Annotated in this window: 14 protein-coding genes and 1 riboswitch; of the genes, 9 read left to right on the forward strand and 5 right to left on the reverse strand. The window is 59.9% G+C overall.

Annotation, left to right across the window (positions count from 1 at the left end):
* Positions 1 to 161: 161 nt before the first annotated feature.
* Positions 162 to 1325, reverse strand: coding sequence for a 1-acyl-sn-glycerol-3-phosphate acyltransferase (locus tag AO065_RS22475; RefSeq protein ID WP_032651821.1), 1164 nt, complete (start codon positions 1323 to 1325; stop codon positions 162 to 164).
* Positions 1326 to 1430: 105 nt separating this feature from the next.
* Between AO065_RS22475 and AO065_RS22480 the strand changes: the two genes are divergently transcribed.
* The 4 genes from AO065_RS22480 (at position 1431) to AO065_RS22495 (ending at position 3510) form a co-directional block, all read left to right on the forward strand.
* Positions 1431 to 1613 carry a CPXCG motif-containing cysteine-rich protein gene (locus tag AO065_RS22480; RefSeq protein WP_004885161.1) on the forward strand — a complete coding sequence of 61 codons (183 nt, stop codon included), beginning with the start codon at positions 1431 to 1433 and terminating at the stop codon, positions 1611 to 1613.
* On the forward strand, positions 1613 to 1876 hold the full coding sequence (locus AO065_RS22485; RefSeq protein ID WP_004885160.1) for a putative signal transducing protein: 264 nt from the start codon (positions 1613 to 1615) through the stop codon (positions 1874 to 1876). The genes AO065_RS22480 and AO065_RS22485 overlap by 1 nt, the downstream gene beginning before the upstream one ends.
* A 31-nt stretch (positions 1877 to 1907) precedes the next feature.
* Positions 1908 to 2537 (forward strand): SOS response-associated peptidase, encoded by a 630-nt coding sequence (locus AO065_RS22490; RefSeq protein WP_004885159.1) that lies wholly within the window; start codon positions 1908 to 1910, stop codon positions 2535 to 2537.
* A gap of 154 nt (positions 2538 to 2691) precedes the next feature.
* Positions 2692 to 3510: a M48 family metallopeptidase gene (locus AO065_RS22495; protein ID WP_004885158.1), complete on the forward strand. Its 819-nt coding sequence runs from the start codon at positions 2692 to 2694 to the stop codon at positions 3508 to 3510.
* Positions 3511 to 3570: 60 nt separating this feature from the next.
* Here the strand turns inward: AO065_RS22495 and AO065_RS22500 are convergent, their stop codons facing one another.
* The 3 genes from AO065_RS22500 to AO065_RS22510 all read right to left on the reverse strand — a co-directional run bounded on the left by AO065_RS22500 (position 3571) and on the right by AO065_RS22510 (position 6553).
* Positions 3571 to 4155, reverse strand: a complete 585-nt coding sequence (locus AO065_RS22500; protein WP_004885157.1) for a TMEM165/GDT1 family protein — start codon at positions 4153 to 4155, stop codon at positions 3571 to 3573.
* Between the two features lie 69 nt (positions 4156 to 4224).
* Positions 4225 to 4363, reverse strand: a riboswitch (yybP-ykoY riboswitch).
* Positions 4364 to 4401: 38 nt separating this feature from the next.
* A complete protein-coding gene (locus AO065_RS22505) occupies positions 4402 to 5400 on the reverse strand; it encodes a class I SAM-dependent methyltransferase (RefSeq protein WP_004885156.1) in 999 nt (332 codons plus the stop codon).
* A gap of 184 nt (positions 5401 to 5584) precedes the next feature.
* A complete protein-coding gene (locus AO065_RS22510) occupies positions 5585 to 6553 on the reverse strand; it encodes a 2-hydroxyacid dehydrogenase (RefSeq protein ID WP_004885155.1) in 969 nt (322 codons plus the stop codon).
* 87 nt (positions 6554 to 6640) lie between these two features.
* On the opposite strand from AO065_RS22510, the gene AO065_RS22515 reads away from it, so the two are divergent.
* From AO065_RS22515 to AO065_RS22535, 5 genes are all read left to right on the forward strand, one after another.
* Complete coding sequence (locus AO065_RS22515; protein WP_004885154.1) at positions 6641 to 7270, forward strand: LysE family translocator; 630 nt, start codon at positions 6641 to 6643, stop codon at positions 7268 to 7270.
* 183 nt (positions 7271 to 7453) lie between these two features.
* A complete protein-coding gene (locus tag AO065_RS22520) occupies positions 7454 to 9136 on the forward strand; it encodes a fatty acid--CoA ligase (RefSeq protein WP_004885153.1) in 1683 nt (560 codons plus the stop codon).
* A gap of 362 nt (positions 9137 to 9498) precedes the next feature.
* Positions 9499 to 11436 carry a DUF1302 domain-containing protein gene (locus AO065_RS22525; protein ID WP_004885152.1) on the forward strand — a complete coding sequence of 646 codons (1938 nt, stop codon included), beginning with the start codon at positions 9499 to 9501 and terminating at the stop codon, positions 11434 to 11436.
* A 30-nt stretch (positions 11437 to 11466) separates the two neighbouring features.
* Positions 11467 to 12831, forward strand: a complete 1365-nt coding sequence (locus AO065_RS22530) for a DUF1329 domain-containing protein (RefSeq protein WP_004885151.1) — start codon at positions 11467 to 11469, stop codon at positions 12829 to 12831.
* A 221-nt stretch (positions 12832 to 13052) separates the two neighbouring features.
* Entirely contained in the window at positions 13053 to 15785 is a 2733-nt protein-coding gene (locus tag AO065_RS22535) for a winged helix-turn-helix domain-containing protein (RefSeq protein WP_004885150.1), read from the forward strand.
* Here the strand turns inward: AO065_RS22535 and AO065_RS22540 are convergent.
* The gene (locus AO065_RS22540; RefSeq protein WP_004885149.1) at positions 15782 to 16981 is read right to left on the reverse strand and encodes a cyclic di-GMP phosphodiesterase; all 1200 of its coding nucleotides are present in this window, start codon (positions 16979 to 16981) and stop codon (positions 15782 to 15784) included. The genes AO065_RS22535 and AO065_RS22540 overlap by 4 nt on opposite strands.
* Positions 16982 to 17131: the final 150 nt, after the last annotated feature.

The raw sequence follows: 17131 nt of genomic DNA on the forward strand, positions 1-17131 counted from the left end.
TCATCGTATTCCTCCAAGAGGACTTGTGTATAACGATGAGCGCGGAGTATGGGCACGATCAGTGTGTCTGAGACCTCCGCTCGTTCCTACGCTCTGCGTGGTAACGCCTCTCAGGACGCTCCGCGTCCGGTGGTGATCACATTGGCACGATCACCGGCGACTCAAAGCGCCAGGCCTGCCTTGACCCGGTACTGATTACGCACGGGCATCGCATATTGCTGCACCAGATAAGGTCGGTGCTCGGCAGGCACTCCGGCCAGTCTGCTTTCCCATTCGTCTTTTGCACGATTGAGCTCATCGGCAGGGAACAGGTCGGCAGCCAGTGGCACGTTCAGGTCTGGCTCTGCATGGGTCCACTGCGCGTACGCCAGATAATGCACCGGGAACAGGCGATAGCCGCCGAGGATCTGCCGATCCATCTCGATGGCCAGTTGCTTGGTGTCTTCGAAATGCTCGGTGATCGGCGGCGCGAAGTTCACGTGCACGCGACCTTTATAGCCGGTGATGCCCAGCGCGATGCTCACGTCGTCCTCACCCGGCGTCTTGGTGTAGACGCCGGTGGTGGCGCGGATATACAGCTCGCGTGCCTTGGCCTGATCGCAGGGATCGTATTCGTAGCTGATGGACACCGGAATCAGGTTCAGCGAACGAATCACATCGCCGAAAGGCTCATCCTTGCGGCTCATGTGAAACATCTTGAGGATCGCCGACTCGGTACGGTCATCTCCGTCCTTGGCGCGACCTTCGGCCTGGGCAATCCAGATCGACTGGCAGTCCTTGGTGATCGAGTGATTGATGTACGCCGACAGCAACTGATAGGCCGCCATCTTCTCGCGTCGCCCGATGATCGAGCGATGCACGATAAAGCTCTTGTTCAGGCGCATCAGGTCGCTGACAAAGGGCTTCTGCAGCAGGTTGTCGCCAATCGCAATGCGCGGCGTAGGCAGGCCTGCGTGGTACACGGCGTAGTTGACGAACGCCGGGTCCATCACGATATCGCGGTGGTTGGCCAGAAACAGATAGGCACAGCCGGACTTGAGTTGCTCGACGCCGGTATAGGTGACGCCGTCGGTGGCGCGCTCGATGGTGTGGTCGACGTAGTACTCGACTTTGTCCTGCAGTGTGGCGACCGAATCGATACCGGCGAACTCACGGCGCAGCTTGCGGGCCAGGGTCGGTTGCAGAAACCAGCCGAACGCAGGCGCCAGACGAGGAAAACGGAATTTGGTCAGAATCGCGAGAAAGGCTTTATCACTCAGCAGACGTGCCAGAACGGCTGGGACTTCTGAATCGTTGTAAGGTCGGATGGCATCGAATTCGCCCATCATGCTCTCTTGTTGGAATCGGATAGGGTAAAAAGAAGGCAGGTTTTTCACGACAACCTTCAAAGAATGGCGCAATTATACGCACAACTGATCCCGGAGACCGCGATGCAGGAATTACAGAGTTACGACTGCCCTTACTGCGGCGAGCCCATTGAAGCGTTACTGGATCTGTCCGGCGGTGATCAACAGTATATTGAAGACTGTCAGGTCTGCTGCCGCCCGATCGTATTCGACCTCCAGACCGACGGCGAGCAATGGACGCTGGATGTACGCACCGAGAACGAGTGATGCAGAGAATCTACGAGCCGGAAAACCTCATGGAAGGCGAGTTGCTGCAAGGCATGCTGGCCAGTGAAGGGATCGAAGCGGGCCTCACGGGCCGTGATCTTCTGGGTGGCATGGGTGAGTTGCCGGTGTTCGGCCTGCTGTGGATCACTGTCGACGACGACAAGGTCGAGCGCGCACGGGAACTGATCACTGCGTACAATGCCGCTTCGCCGTTGTCCGGTGGCGATGAGCCGGACAGTTTTCCCGATGTACTGGTGTGCTGAACGCCGTCTTTAAAGAGTCCGATTACCCCTCATGTGTGGACGTTATGCCCTGTTTCGCTGGACCCCCGCCTTCGCGGCCTTGCCCGGTTTTCCGGCTGACCAGCAGGCCCAGTGGAATATTTCTCCGGCGGACTGGGTGTTGATCATGCGCGCCGCCGAAGAGGGCGGCGACATCGAACTGGTGCGTGCCCGCTGGGGCCTGACCCCGGCCTGGCTGACGGATCTGTCGAAAACCCCGGCTCATGCACGCGCTGAAACGGTGGCCGAACAGCCCATGTTTCGCGAAGCCTTCAAGCAGCGGCGCTGCCTGCTTCCCGCCAATGGCTTTTATGAATGGCGCGGCACCTCGCGCAAGCGTCCGTTCTGGCTCACTCCGGGGGAAGGCTCAGCCTTGTTTTTTGCAGCGATCTGGGAAGCCTATCCGGTTCAGGGTCATACCTACCTGAGTGTCGCAGTGGTGACTCAGGCCGCCGCCACTCAGCGCCGTCCCTTGATTCTGGATGCCGAGGGGCAGAAAGCCTGGCTGGCGTCCGATACGCCGCTCCCTAAACTGCAAGCCTTGCTGGCCGCACCGCAGGTCGCGCTGCGTGAACGGCCACTGGCCAATCTGGTGAACGACCCGAAGCTCAATGCGCCAGAGTGTCTGACGCCGCTGAGTTGATAAATGTGTATAAGCTGACACGCGCCTGATACACACCTGGCATACCCAAGGAACCATTTACCACGGGCATGTACCAATATGGCAATTGGCTGGTATCTGGCGCTGGGCGTATTCACGTCCTAGGATGACCGCCTCACGAACAAGGAGATTCATCATGCGTCAGTCATTTGCCCTCTGTGCCTTGAGCGCTGCGTTACTGCTCGGCGGGTGTCAGGCCGTCAATACCACGACCGGTGATTCGGTAGGTGTCGAGCGCAAGCAGTACATGTTCAGCATGCTGTCCACGGATGAAGTGAACAAAATGTACGCCCAGTCCTACCAGCAGACGGTAGGCGAGGCGAGCAGCAAAGGCGTGCTGGATACCACCAGTTCAGACGCCAAACGCGTCAATGCGATTGCCAAACGACTGATCGCGCAGGCGCCGAAACTGCGTCCCGATTCGGCGCAATGGCAGTGGGAAGTGAACCTGATCAAAAGCGACGACCTGAACGCCAACTGCGGTCCTGGCGGCAAGATCATTTTCTTCACGGGCCTGATCGATACCCTGAAGCTGACCGACGACGAAATCGCTGCGGTCATGGGCCATGAAATCGCCCATGCCCTTCGCGAGCACGGCCGTGAGGCGATGTCCAAGGCTTATGGTGTGGCAATGGCCAAACAGGGCGCTGGCGCTTTGCTCGGTCTGGGTCAGGACAGCATGGCGCTCGCCGACACCGCGGTTAATTACAGCATGACCCTGCCCAACAGCCGCAGCAACGAAAACGAAGCGGATCTGCTGGGCCTTGAGCTGGCCGCCCGCGCAGGTTACAACCCCAACGCGGCAATCACTCTCTGGCAGAAAATGACTCAGAATTCGGGCGGTTCCCAGCCTGAGTTCATGAGCACTCACCCGGCTTCGGAACACCGCATTGCCTCTCTGCAGGCTGCGATTCCCAAGGTGATGCCGCTGTATCAGAGCGCTCCCAAGTCCTGATCGACCTCCATGAACGGCGCGTTGCCTGACAACCTGCAACGCGCCTGATCCAGTCAAGCGTCAAACCCAGCCACTGACCTGCATGGCCTTGTACACCGCGACCAGTGCCAGTACGAAGAAAGCACAGGCGGCCAGTCGACGAATCATGGTCAGCGGCAGTTTGTCCGCTGCAAAATTACCCGCCAGTACCACCGGCACGTTGGCGATCAGCATGCCGACCGTGGTGCCGATGATCACCAGCCACAGATGCGAGTACTGCGCGGCCAGCATGACGGTTGCGATCTGGGTCTTGTCGCCGATTTCAGCAATGAAGAAGGTGATGAGGGTGGTCATGAACGGACCGAACTTGCGTGCCGTGCTGGCTTCGTCATCGTCCATCTTGTCCGGAACCAGAGTCCAGAGCGCAGTGGCGGTGAAGCTTGCGGCCAGAATCCAGTGCAGGACTGCGTCGGAAAGGAAGCTGCTGAACCAGGCCCCTACTGCGCCGGCCGCCGCATGGTTGGCCAGGGTCGCGGCGACGATGCCGGCGATGATGGGCCAGGGTTTGCGGAAACGTGCGGCGAGGATAAGCGCGAGCAATTGCGTCTTGTCACCGATCTCGGCGAGCGCAACGACTGCGGTAGGGATTAAGAGTGATTCCAGCATCAGGTTTCCTAAGGGGCGGGTCGACACGGCTATGACACGTACAGCCTTCCCGCCCCGGGTAAGGTGTTCGTGTCATAGGTCTTGTCAAACCACCGATCCGTCTGAGCGGATTCTGGGTCGCACGCACCATGGTCTGAGGACCAAGTATGTTGATACGTGCCGGACGAGCGTGAGGCTCGTGGGAGACTACTCCCCTAGGACGGAGCGGATTCTGCCCTTGCAGAATCCTTTCGGCAAGCTCTTATTTCAAGAACGTTTGGCGCTGTAGATCTTGAACCCGTTGCCTTGGGCACGGACTTCGCAGGCCCCTACATGCTCTTCTATCAGCGGTTGATAGCGCAGGAAATTGTTCGCAACCAGGCGCAGTTCGCCACCTGATTTCAGATGTTGACGTGCTTTTCTCAGCAGGTTTTCGGTCGCCATGTAGTCAGTATGAACACCGACATGAAACGGCGGATTGCTCAGAATCGTGTTCAATCCCATGGGTGCCGCGTCGATTCCGTCACCGGTCAAAACCTGTGCTTCAAGGCCGTTGGCTGCCAGCGTCAGGCGCGAACTGGCTGTAGCGAATGCGTCCACATCCAGCATTACGACTTCGTTATGCGGGTAGCGGCGCTTCACAGCAGCACCAAGAACGCCCGCGCCACAACCGAAATCGAGCAGATTGCCGCTGGGGAGTTTGTCGATATTTTCCAGCAGCAGTGCCGACCCTCGATCCAAACGACCGTGGCTGAATACGCCGGGGAGGCTGATGACAGTGAGGGGGCCGTCCTGCAGGTCAATCTGATAAGGCTTGGCGAGGCTTTCCAGGCTGACTGCCTGCGGAGCTGTTTCGACCGTGACCTGCCAGAGCTGACAGTGACGCGCGCTGTCCAGCTTGCGAGCACGCCCGAACGGGCTCAATTGCCGGGCGGCGGCTTCGATACCGCCGCGCTTCTCACCGACAAGAAACAGCTCGCGGCCCTGAAGGCGCGAGGCCAGTGCGTTGAGCAGGTAATCGGTCAGGTCGCGGGCCTTGGGCAGGAACAGCACGGCGGCCTCGAATGGCTCTTCCGGCGCCTCTACACCAAAGTGCGTGCGTCCTTCGAAGCGTGCATCCAGCGCAGCCTGATCACCGGCATGCCAGCACCACCCACGGGCCTGCGGCAGTTTCCCGAGCAGGTCATCGGCAGGCAATCCGGCCAACAACAGCGAGCCCTGAAACAGCTCGGCCTGACGGAGTAACACTTCACTGCGCGGGTCCATGGAATGGCTCCTGAAAAAGCGCGCAGTTTAACAGGATTGGCGAACGGGCATTCTGGAGAAAGGCGCAGGATCGCAGTGCCTGACCCTCTAGCGATAAGTCTGCCTCACATTGATCGTTCCTCACGCGCGTGGGAATGCCGCTCAGGACGCTCCGCATCCCTGCACGGTGCGCCGCTGTGAACGCTCAACCACTTACCACCCTGATCGGCGCACCTGCAAAGAATGCCTGGGCGTTTTCGGTGATCTGGCTGACGATACGCTGACGCGCTTCCCTGGCGCCCCAGGCGCTGTGCGGGGTGATGATCAGGCGCGGAATGTCGCCTGCAAGCAGAGGATTACCTGCAATGGGCGGCTCGACGCTCAGCACGTCCGACGCCGCACCGCCCAGATGGCCGTTGCGCAGTGCGTCAGCAAGGGCCTGTTCATTGATCAGCCCGCCGCGTGCTGTGTTGACGACGAAGGCATGAGGTTTCATCAGGCTCAGTTCGTGCGCGCCGATCATGTCGCGGGTATTGTCGTTGAGCGGGCAGTGCAGGGTGAGCGCATCGATCTGGGGCAGCAGTTCTGCCAGTGGCAGACGATCCGCACGCGCTGGCCGACCTGGAATCTGCCCCAGCAACACACGCATGCCGAACGCCTCGGCCAGCCGTGCCACCGCGCCGCCCAGTTCACCGTGGCCCAGCAGGCCCAGGGTCTTGCCTTCCAGCTCGACGATCGGAAAATCCAGCAGGCAGAACTGCTTCGATTTCTGCCACAGACCCTGGTGCACAGCCTGTTGGTAATCCGGCAGGCGCGTCGCGAGGGCCAGCAGCAGAAGCAGCGTGTGCTGAGCCACCGATGGCGTGCCGTAACCCTGACAATTGCACACCGTCACGCCATGTTCGCGGGCGGAAACCAGGTCGATGTTATTGGTGCCCGTTGCCGTGACCAGAACCAGCTTGAGGTCCGGACAGGCTGAGAACGTGCCGGCATCGATCACGACCTTGTTGCTGATTGCAACCTGAGCACCCTTCAGGCGTTCGGCCACCTTCTCAGCTGTCGTACTGGCGTGCAGAACCAGTTCGCCAACACTTTCACGCAGTGTTCCCAGATCCAGATCGCCCAGATCCAGCGACGTGTGATCGAGGAAAACTGCTCTGCCGGGATTACTCATAGCTGTACCTTTTGCGGAGAAAATGAAAAGCGTAGTGTGATCAGCCTATCAGAGCCCAGGCTTGCCAACATTCCAGGAGAACCAATCATGTATTGGCCAGAATTTCTCACCGTCGCACTGATCCATCTGCTGGCCGTCGCCAGCCCCGGCCCCGATTTCGCCGTTGTGGTGCGCGAAAGTGTTACCCACGGTCGCAAGGCCGGTACCTGGGCGGCGCTGGGTGTCGGTTCGGCGATTTTCGTGCACGTGGGCTATTCGCTGCTGGGCATCGGGATCATCGTTTCGCAATCCATCGTGCTGTTCAACGCCTTGAAATGGGCGGCAGCGGCGTACTTGCTGTACATCGGCTTCAAGGCCCTGCGGGCCAAACCTGCCAGCGCGTCGGATGACGTCATCAAGGCCCCGGCGGGCGAGCGCACCGCGAAAGGCGCTTACGTGAGTGGTTTCGTCACCAATGGCCTCAACCCCAAGGCCACGCTGTTTTTCCTGTCGCTGTTCACCGTGGTGATCAACCCGCACACGCCGTTGCTGGTGCAGGGCGGATACGGTGTCTACCTAGCGGCGGCGACCGCGTTATGGTTTTGCCTGGTCGCCCGGCTGTTCAGCCAGGCACGGGTGCGCGCCGGTTTTGCGCGTATGGGCCACTGGTTCGACCGGGCGATGGGCGGGGTATTGATCGCACTGGGTGTGAAGCTTGCGCTGACCGAGGTGCACTGAGTTACAGAGAAATGAACATGCAGGTTCGCGTGACAGACGAGAGTAGGTTCAGCGGAGAGTGGCTGGCCAGACGCCTGCATGGCTCGAATGAACAAATCATCATTTTGGCTGATTTGGCTGGCGAGGCGGTGCTCTAGAGTCCATATTTCAGGCTTGGCCTGTGAACTTTGGAAAGGGACTCATATGTTACAGACTCGCGTTCTTCCGCCAGCCGATGGCGCTTATCAGTACCCTCTGTTGCTCAAACGGCTTCTGATGTCTGGCAGCCGATACGAAAAAACGCGTGAAATCGTTTACCGGGATTCAGTTCGCTACACCTATGTCGAACTCAATGAACGTATCTGTCGCCTGGCCAATGCGCTGACAGCGGCCGGGGTCAAGGCTGGTGATACGGTGGCAGTCATGGACTGGGACAGCCACCGGTATCTTGAGTGCATGTTTGCGATTCCGATGATTGGCGCGGTGATACACACCGTCAACGTGCGCCTCTCGCCGGAGCAGATTGCCTACACCATCAACCATGCCGACGACCGGGTCGTGTTGGTCAATAGCGAGTTCGTGGGCCTTTACAACGCTATTGCCGGGCACCTGACCACCGTCGAGAAAACCCTGCTGCTGACCGATCTGCCGGAAAAGACGGCCGATTTGCCGAATCTGGTCGGTGAATACGAAGAACTGCTGGCGGCGGCGAGTCCCGAATATGAATTCGAGGATTTCGACGAAAACTCGGTCGCCACCATGTTCTACACCACGGGCACGACGGGTAATCCCAAGGGTGTGTACTTCACCCACCGGCAACTGGTTCTGCACACCATGGGGGTCGCGACCATCATGGGCTGCATCGACAGCGTGCGGTTGCTGGGTACCGATGACGTTTACATGCCGATTACCCCGATGTTCCACGTGCATGCGTGGGGCGTGCCCTACGCCGCGACCATGCTCGGGCTAAAACAGGTGTATCCCGGCCGTTACGATCCTGAACTGCTGGTCGAGCTGTGGCGCAAGGAGAAGGTGACGTTTTCCCATTGTGTGCCGACCATCATGCAGATGCTGCTCAACGCCAAGTCTGCTGCGGACGTCGATTTCGGTGGCTGGAAGATCATCATCGGCGGCAGTTCGCTCACGCGCACGCTGTACAAGGCGGCCAAGGCGAAAGGGATTCAGCTCACGGCGGCTTACGGCATGTCCGAAACCGGGCCGCTGATTTCCGTGGCGCACATCAACGAAGAACTGAAAGCGGGCAGTGAAGACGAGCGCATCACGTACCGGATCAAGGCGGGTGTGCCGGGCATGCTGGTGGACGCGGCGATTGTCGATGAGCACGGCAAGTTTTTGCCAGCCGATGGCGAAACCCAGGGCGAACTGGTGTTGCGCGCGCCCTGGCTGAGCGAGAGTTACTACCGAGAGCCGGAAAAGGGTGCCGAGATGTGGGCGGGTGGCTGGATGCACACAGGTGACGTGGCGACGCTGGACGGCATGGGTTTCATCGACATTCGCGACCGCATCAAGGACGTGATCAAGACCGGCGGCGAATGGATTTCCTCTCTCGCGCTGGAAGACCTGTGCAGTCGGCACGCCGCCGTACGCGAAGTGGCCGTGGTCGGGGTTCCTGACCCGCAGTGGGGCGAGCGGCCTTTTGCGTTGCTGGTGGTGCGCGAAGGGCATGAGCTGGATGCCCGGATCCTGAAGGAGCACCTCAAGCCTTTCGTCGAGCAGGGGCATATCAACAAGTGGGCCATTCCGAGCCAGATCGCGCTTGTTACCGAAATTCCCAAAACCAGCGTCGGCAAGCTCGACAAGAAGAAGATGCGTCTGGATATCGTCCAGTGGCAGAGCAGTAACAGTGCATTTCTCTCCACGCTGTGACTGATTGGCACGCTGTGCACCTGCCGTGCTAGTCAGTATGGCAGGCGCTGGCGTCGAGGACACCGCTCTGTGCCTTGCCAAATCGCCAATTTAAGCCATTCTCCCCTCCAGGCCTGTCGCACAGTTCCTCGGGAACAGGCGGGCCAGAGGCGTTGATGCTGCAAATCACACTTTAGAGGGATCAGGCATCAGCGCCTGCTGGATATAGTCGGCACAGGGAATGCGCAAGAGCGGAATTACATTTTGTGTTGGAGCCATTCAGGCTGCCTGATGAGTGTTGCCAGTCAGTTTTTGATTCGACTGCTGAGTCGTTTTTGGATTTTCCCCCTGCCATAACAATAAAAGCACATGGAGTAGCGTCGATGACAACCACCAACCCCTTCTGGCGCCGGGCGAAACTGCCTCTGGCTGTCAGTCTTGCCTCTTCGCTCGCCGGTCCAGCTTTCGGCGTTTCCTTCAACATCGGCGAGATTGAAGGCAGCTTCGACTCCTCGCTCTCCGTGGGCGCCAGCTGGTCGACCGAAAAGGCCAACAAGAACCTTATCGGCGCCAACAATGGCGGGCGCGGGCTGTCCCAGACGTCAGACGATGGCCACTTGAACTTCAAGCGTGGGGAGACGTTCTCGAAGATCTTCAAGGGCATTCATGACCTGGAACTGAAATACGGCGACACCGGCGTGTTCATGCGTGGAAAGTACTGGTATGACTTCGAACTCAAGGACGAAGGCCGCGAGTTCAAGGACATCAGCGATTCGAACCGCAAGGAGGGCGCCAAGTCGTCCGGGTTCCAGTTGCTCGATGCCTTCGTGTACCACAACTACTCGATCGCCGATCAGCCCGGCTCGGTCCGTTTCGGCAAGCAGGTCATCAGTTGGGGTGAAAGCACCTTCATCGGTGGCGGCATCAACAGCGTCAACCCTATCGACGTGTCTGCGTTCCGTCGGCCTGGCTCGGAGATCAAGGAAGGCCTGATTCCGGTCAACATGTTCTACCTGTCGCAGAGCCTGACCGACAACCTGTCGGCCGAAGGTTTCTACCAGCTCGAGTGGGACCAGACGGTTACCGACAACTGCGGCACATTCTTCTCCCAGCCCGACGTCATCTCCGACGGCTGTGACAACAACCTCGCCGTACTGCGCAGCCGCAGCGGTCTGAACACCTCGCTGGCCGCAGCAGGTCTGCCGGCTGCCGCGCGCGGTGCCGTGTTCAACTCGCTGAGCCAGCAGGGTGTGGTGTTCGGCAATCCTGACGAGGGCGCGGTCGTGCGCCGTGGCCCTGATCGCGATGCGCGTGACAGTGGCCAGTTCGGTTTCGCCCTGCGTTACAACTATGAGCCGCTGGACACCGAGTTCGGTGCCTACATGATGAACTACCACAGCCGTGCGCCGATCTTCAGCGGACGCGGCGGTTCGGCAGCCTCGTTCAGCCCGGCCGGGCTGGTAGGTTCGCTGGTGCGCAATGGCATTCCGCAAGCCACGGCCGCGCGTCTGGCGCCGACCTTGCTGCCTGTCGTGGTGGCCGGTAACTCCAGCTACTACGTCGAATACCCTGAAGACATTCGCCTGTACGGCCTGAGCTTCTCCACCACGCTGCCTACCGGCACTGCGTGGAGTGGTGAAATCAGCTACCGTCCGAACGCGCCGGTTCAGGTCAACACCACCGACATCCTGTACTCGGGTATTTCGCCGCTCAACCCGAATGTTTCGCTGTTGAATGGCCAGCCCAATACCGACCAGCCGGGTTATCGCCGCAAGGAAATCACCCAGTTGCAGACAACCTTCACCCAGTTCTTCGATCAGGTCATGGGCGCCGAGCGTCTGACCCTGGTGGGCGAGGTCGGCTTCACGCACGTCGGCGGTCTGGAAAGCACGTCCGAGATCCGCTACGGTCGTGACCCCGTCTATGGTCCTGGCCCGCTGCCCGGTGGCCAGTGCGCCACACTCAACGCCGGTACGCTTACCGGTGCCGACCAGAACAACCTGACCCGCTACTGCGAGAACGATGGGTTCACCACCTCCAACTCCTGGGGCTACCGCGCTCGCGCCATCTGGGACTACAACAGCTTCTTCGCCGGTGTGAACCTGCGCCCGAGTGTGGCCTGGTCGCATGACGTCAAGGGCTACTCGCCAGGCCCGGGCGGCAACTTCGAAGAAGGACGCAAGGCGGTCAGCCTCGGTCTGGATGCCGAGTATCAGAACACCTATACCGCAGCCCTTTCCTACACCAACTTCTTCGATGGGAAGTACACCACGGTTGATGACCGCGACTTCGTTGCGCTCAGCTTCGGCATGAACTTCTAAGAACACGGTTTTTTCGGGATGACGATAAATATGAAAATAACAAAGGGTCTGTTGCAAGCCGGTCTGTTGAGCGTGTCGCTGCTGGCGACCAGCGTCATGGCGGCGGTGTCTGAATCCGAGGCGGCAAAACTGGGGACGTCTTTGACGCCCATGGGGGCAGAAAAGGCGGGTAACGCAGCGAACACCATTTCGGCCTGGACGCCGATGCCGAAGAACGCCGGCGCAGTCGACAGCAAGGGGTTCCTGGCCAATCCTTACGCCAGCGAAAAGCCGCTGTTCACCATCACGGCGGCCAACGTCGAGCAGTACAAGGACAAGCTGGCGCCCGGCCAATACGCGATGTTCAAGCGTTACCCGGACAGTTACCGGATTCCGGTGTACCCGACACATCGTGGTGCAACCGTACCGGACGAAGTCTACGCAGCCATCAAGCGTAACGCGACGACCACCAAACTGGTCGGCGGCGGCAGCGGGCTGGAGAACTTCGAGACGGCCATCCCGTTTCCGATCCCGGCCAATGGCGTCGAAGTGATCTGGAACCACATAACTCGCTACCGTGGCGGCAGCGTGAAGCGTCTGGTGACCCAGGCGACTCCGCAGCCCAACGGTTCCTACAGCCTCGTGTACTTCGCCGATCAGTTCGTGTTCCGCGACAAGATGCGCGATTTCGATCCGAAGAATCCGGGCAACGTACTGTTCTACTTCAAGCAGGAAGTGACTGCGCCGGCACGTCTGGCCGGTGGCGTACTGTTGGTCCACGAAACACTCGACCAAGTGAAGGAGCCGCGTTCGGCCTGGCTGTACAACGCCGGTCAGCGACGTGTGCGACGGGCGCCGCAGGTCTCGTATGACGGTCCGGGCACTGCCTCGGACGGTCTGCGCACCTCCGACAATCTGGACATGTACAACGGCGCGCCGGATCGCTACGACTGGAAACTGATCGGCAAACAGGAGATGTACATCGCCTCCAACAGCCACAAGCTGGACGATCCGATGCTCAAGTACGCCGACATCATCAAGGCCGGTCACATCAATCAGGACCTGACCCGTTACGAGCTGCGTCGTGTCTGGCACGTGACTGCAACCTTGAAGGAAGGCCAGCGCCACATCTATGCCAAGCGTGACTTCTTCATCGACGAAGACACCTGGCAGGCAGCAGTGATCGACCACTACGACGGCCGCGGCCAACTGTGGCGCGTCGCCGAAGCACATGCAGAGAACTACTACGACAAACAAGTGCCGTGGTACGCCATTGAAACACTCTACGACCTGCAGTCGGGCCGTTACGTGGCGCTGGGCATGAAGAACGAAGAGAAACGTGCCTACGAGTTCGGCTTCACGGCGGGCACCAGCGACTTCACGCCAAATGCGCTGCGTCAGGAGGGCGTTCGTTAAGTACCGGTTTATAGCGCTTGCGGATACACGAAGCGCTTCTGTGGAAAACGCTTGAACAGCAAAGCCCCGTCCGCGGGGCTTTTTTGCGTCTGGCCGCAGGCCTTATAAGTCGTAGGAATTTTGTTACAGTCTTTTCAATGATGACCTTCAAAACGATCCGCTAACCCGCTAGTCTCCGAGCACTGCCAAGCCGAAAAAATCGATTCATACAAGAGCCGGCCATGACTGATCTGTCCCGTATGCAAGGGTTCGCAGACAGCGCGATTCCTGCGTTGGAAGGGCGATTCTTCCGACCGCCACTGCCCGATGGCCATGTTCCCAGACCCCGATTGTGTCAGCGCCTTCACGAAGGCTTGTCTGGGCGATTGCTGCTGGTCTGTGCTCCGGCGGGGTTCGGCAAAAGCTCTCTGGCGATCGAGTTCTGTCAGGCGTTACCGGACAAATGGCAAAGCGTGTGGCTGGGTCTGAGCTCCAGAGACCAGGATCCTGGACGTTTTCTGGAACGTCTACTGGCAGGGCTTCAGCAGTTCCTTCCGCAATTGGGCGCGCAGGCGATGGGCTTGCTGAAGATGCGCCAGCGTCATCAGCCGTTTGCATTTGAACCCTGGCTCGACGGGCTGCTGGACGAACTGGCCGTTCACTTGATGCTCAGTCAGCCGCTGTTGCTGGTACTCGACGACTACCATCTGGCCCAGGGCAGCGTGCTTGATCGTTGTCTGCAGTTTCTGCTCAACCATTTGCCGGCGGGTCTGGTGGTAATGGTCACCAGCCGTCAGCGACCTGACTGGCATCTGGCCCGCCTGCGTCTTTCACGCCAGTTACTCGAAATCAACGAACATGACCTGCGGCTGACGCATGACGAGTCCATCACATTGCTGGACCGGCACAGCCGCTCGCTCGACAACGAAGCGCTGCAAAGGCTGATTGAGCGCAGTGAGGGCTGGGTAGCGGGACTGCGTTTCTGGCTGCTGGCGGCTGCCGAAGCCGGTGATGACAATGCGTTGCCTCAGGCGCTGCATGGCGGCGAGGTGATGATTCGCGAGTACCTGCTCGAAGAAGTCATCGACTGTCTGCCCGCCGAGGCTCAGGCGTTTCTTTATGAAACGGCCTGCCTGGAACGCTTTTGCAGCGCCCTGTGCGACGCGGCCCGCGATACCCACGACAGCGCCGAGATGCTGCGCTACCTGCAGGCGCATCAGGTGTTTCTGGTGCCGCTCGACGAGCAGGGTCACTGGTTTCGCTATCACCATTTGTTCTCAGACCTGCTGCGCACCCGGCAGGCCAGTGGCCCGCAGCAGACGCGCCTGCACCTGAATGCCTGTCGCTGGTTCAGCGGCCAGGGGCTGCTTGACGAAGCCGTTGAGCAGGCCCTGCGCGCCGGACACCTGGATGTCGCAGCCAATCTGGTGCAGAACCTCTCCGAAGAGCAGCTGCTGGCTGAGCAGAACGTCGGCATGTTGCTGCGCTGGAAAATGGATTTGCCTGACAGCCTGCTGACCAGCACCCCGCGTTTGATCGTGCTGTATGCCTGGGCATTGGGCCTGGCCTGCCAGCTGGATGCCGCCGAAGAACTGGCCAATCAGTTGAGTCGTTTTCTGCCCGCGCCCTCGGCTACCGCACAAAAATCCATGCTGGCCCAGTGGTTGGCGCTGAGTGGCGTCATTGCCCGTGGTCGGGGCGACAGCGACAGGACGCTGCGGTATTGCAGCGAAGCCCTGCTCAGCCTGCCCGAAAAACGTTACGGGCAGCGCCTGGTGTGCCTTTCGACGCTTGCCAATCTGGCCATCGCCCAGGGCGATCTGTGGCGTGCCCGAGCATTGAATCGCGATGCGCTGGAGCTGGCGCAACGGGTCGCAAATCCACTGTTCGAAGCGCTCGCCCACTATGATCGCGCCAGAGCCTTGCAGGCTCGGGGCGAGGTCCTGCGTGCGCTCGAAGAGGTGCGTCAGGGTCAACAGCGCCTCAAAGGACTGTCCTCGTCCCGTCTGTATGCGGTCCGGGCGCGTCTGACCTTGTATGAAGGCTATCTGCTGACGCTGTGCATGCAGGTCGATGCGGGGCGGGCAAAACTGCTGGCCGGTCTGGCCGAAGCCCATGCCTGTCGCGATATCAGCGTGCTCATCGGCCATTGTGTGATTGCCACAATGGAAGGCTGCGTAGGGCGTTTCGCTGAAGCCTTTGCGGAGCTGGCCGAGGCCGAACGGCTGATGCATATCTGGGACGTGCCGCCGATTTATTACCTGGCCATGATCACGCTGGTCAAATGTGAACTCTGGCTGGTACAGGGTCGTATCGATCTGGCCGAGTCCTGGTTGCTGCGCCTGACTCAGACTTACACCGGCGAGCTGGCCGCTGGCGCGCCTGAATGCCACCCACAGTTACCGCAGCAGATCGAACTGCAGCGCGCCATGCTGGACCGTATCAACGGCGATCATTGCGCCAGTGAGAAACGTCTTCTGGCGCTTGAAGAGCAGTCCCTGCGGATCGGTGCGCAATTGGTGGGCCTTATGGCCATGACTCAACATATCGGCCTGTTGCTCGACGCGGCCCGCCATGACGAAGCCCGGGAACGCTTGATGCGTAGCCTGCAGCCCGCCGCTGGTGGTGCGCTGTTTGCGTTTCGTGCGTTGCTCGACGAACATCCGCAATGGCTTCGTGATCAACTGCTCCAGGCACCGCCCTGCGCTGTGCGTAACGCGTTGATTGAACATCTCCCCGCGTGCCAGGCGCGTCCCGTCGCAGAGTCCGTGCACGGCAGCGACTGCCTGAGCGTGCGTGAGCTGGACGTGCTGCGATTGATCGCACAAGGCTGTTCGAATCAGGAAATCAGCGAGCAATTGTTCATCTCGCTGCACACGGTCAAGACCCACGCCAGCCACATCAACAGCAAGCTGGGCGTGGAGCGCCGGACCCAGGCGGTGGCGAGGGCCAAGGCGCTGGGGCTGTTGAGTTAACCCGAGACGGACTGATCCGGCGCCAGGCCTGACCAGAGGTGATCGACGCTGTCCAGCCCCCAGTCGGCGGGGAGTTCGATCTTGACAATGGCGTCCCGGTCTTCGTTGCTCGCCAGGTCAATGATCTGCGCCGCGAAGGTCTTGCGGGTGCGTGCGGACATAAAAACCTTCACCCTGGGCGTCAGCAACGACGCGTCACTCTGCTCCATGACCACGCCCAGTCGCCCGCTTTCCAGACGCACCAGCGCACCCACCGGGTAGATGCCCACGGTCTTGACGAAAGTCTGGAACACCACGTCATCGAAGTGGCCTTTCCAGGAAGCCATCTCACGGATCGAATGGGCAACACCCCAGCCTTTCTTGTACGGCCGGTCCGAGGTGATCGCGTCATACACGTCGCAGACCGCACTCATTCTGGCGAAGATGCTGATGTCCGACCCTTGCAATCCATCGGGGTAGCCCGAGCCGTCGACCTTCTCATGGTGATGCAGGCAGACATCCATCACCAGCGCCGCGACAGGCAGATTCTCCTCGAGAATTTTCAGCCCCTGCTCGGGATGGGTCTTCATCAGGCTGAATTCTTCGACGGTCAGCCTGCCGGGTTTGTTGAGGACTTCCGGTGCAATCATCATCTTGCCGACGTCATGCATGAGTCCCGCCACGCCAGCCTCACGGACCTGCTCATCCTTCATGCCCATCCGGCGGGCAAGCGCTACCATCAACGCGCAGACGGCAACCGAATGCATGTAGGTGTATTCATCCGATGTCTTGAGGCGGGACAGGCTGATCAGGGCGTGCGGATGGCGCAGGATCGAGTTGGAAATTTCCTCGACCATCAGGTCCACATTGTCCATCTTCATGGCGTGCCCCATCCGGGCCTCGCTGAACATGTTCATCACGACATCGCGGGCCTTGCCGCAAATGGCTCTGGCGCGCTTGACCTCCTGTTCCAGGCTGGCCGCTGCGGTGTCGTCATGCGCCGAGGCCGGTGTGGGTTGCGGCGTGTGATCACGGCCCTGTTGCGTGTCGATCCAGACCTCGAGCGTATCGGAAGACTGAATGCGTTTGAGCACGTCGATATCGTGAAGAACGGTTTCGACGTGAGCGACCCAGAAAGGATCACTGTTCCAGGGGCGACAGAACTTGTGGATGTGCATGCCAAGGCTGAGTTCGGAGACGGGGATCTTTTTCAGCATGCCCAACCACCCAGATCTGGCTCAATGGAGCAGCCTGTGCGTGAGCAGGGCGCAACGGCCCCTTTGGATTGTGTGGTCTGGCGATGGATCGACATGACTTCACCTTATTGACTGCAAGGATCATCCTGATCTCGTAACGCCAGTATAAGC

The organism is Pseudomonas viridiflava, assembly GCF_001642795.1.
Taxonomy (GTDB): domain Bacteria; phylum Pseudomonadota; class Gammaproteobacteria; order Pseudomonadales; family Pseudomonadaceae; genus Aquipseudomonas; species Aquipseudomonas viridiflava.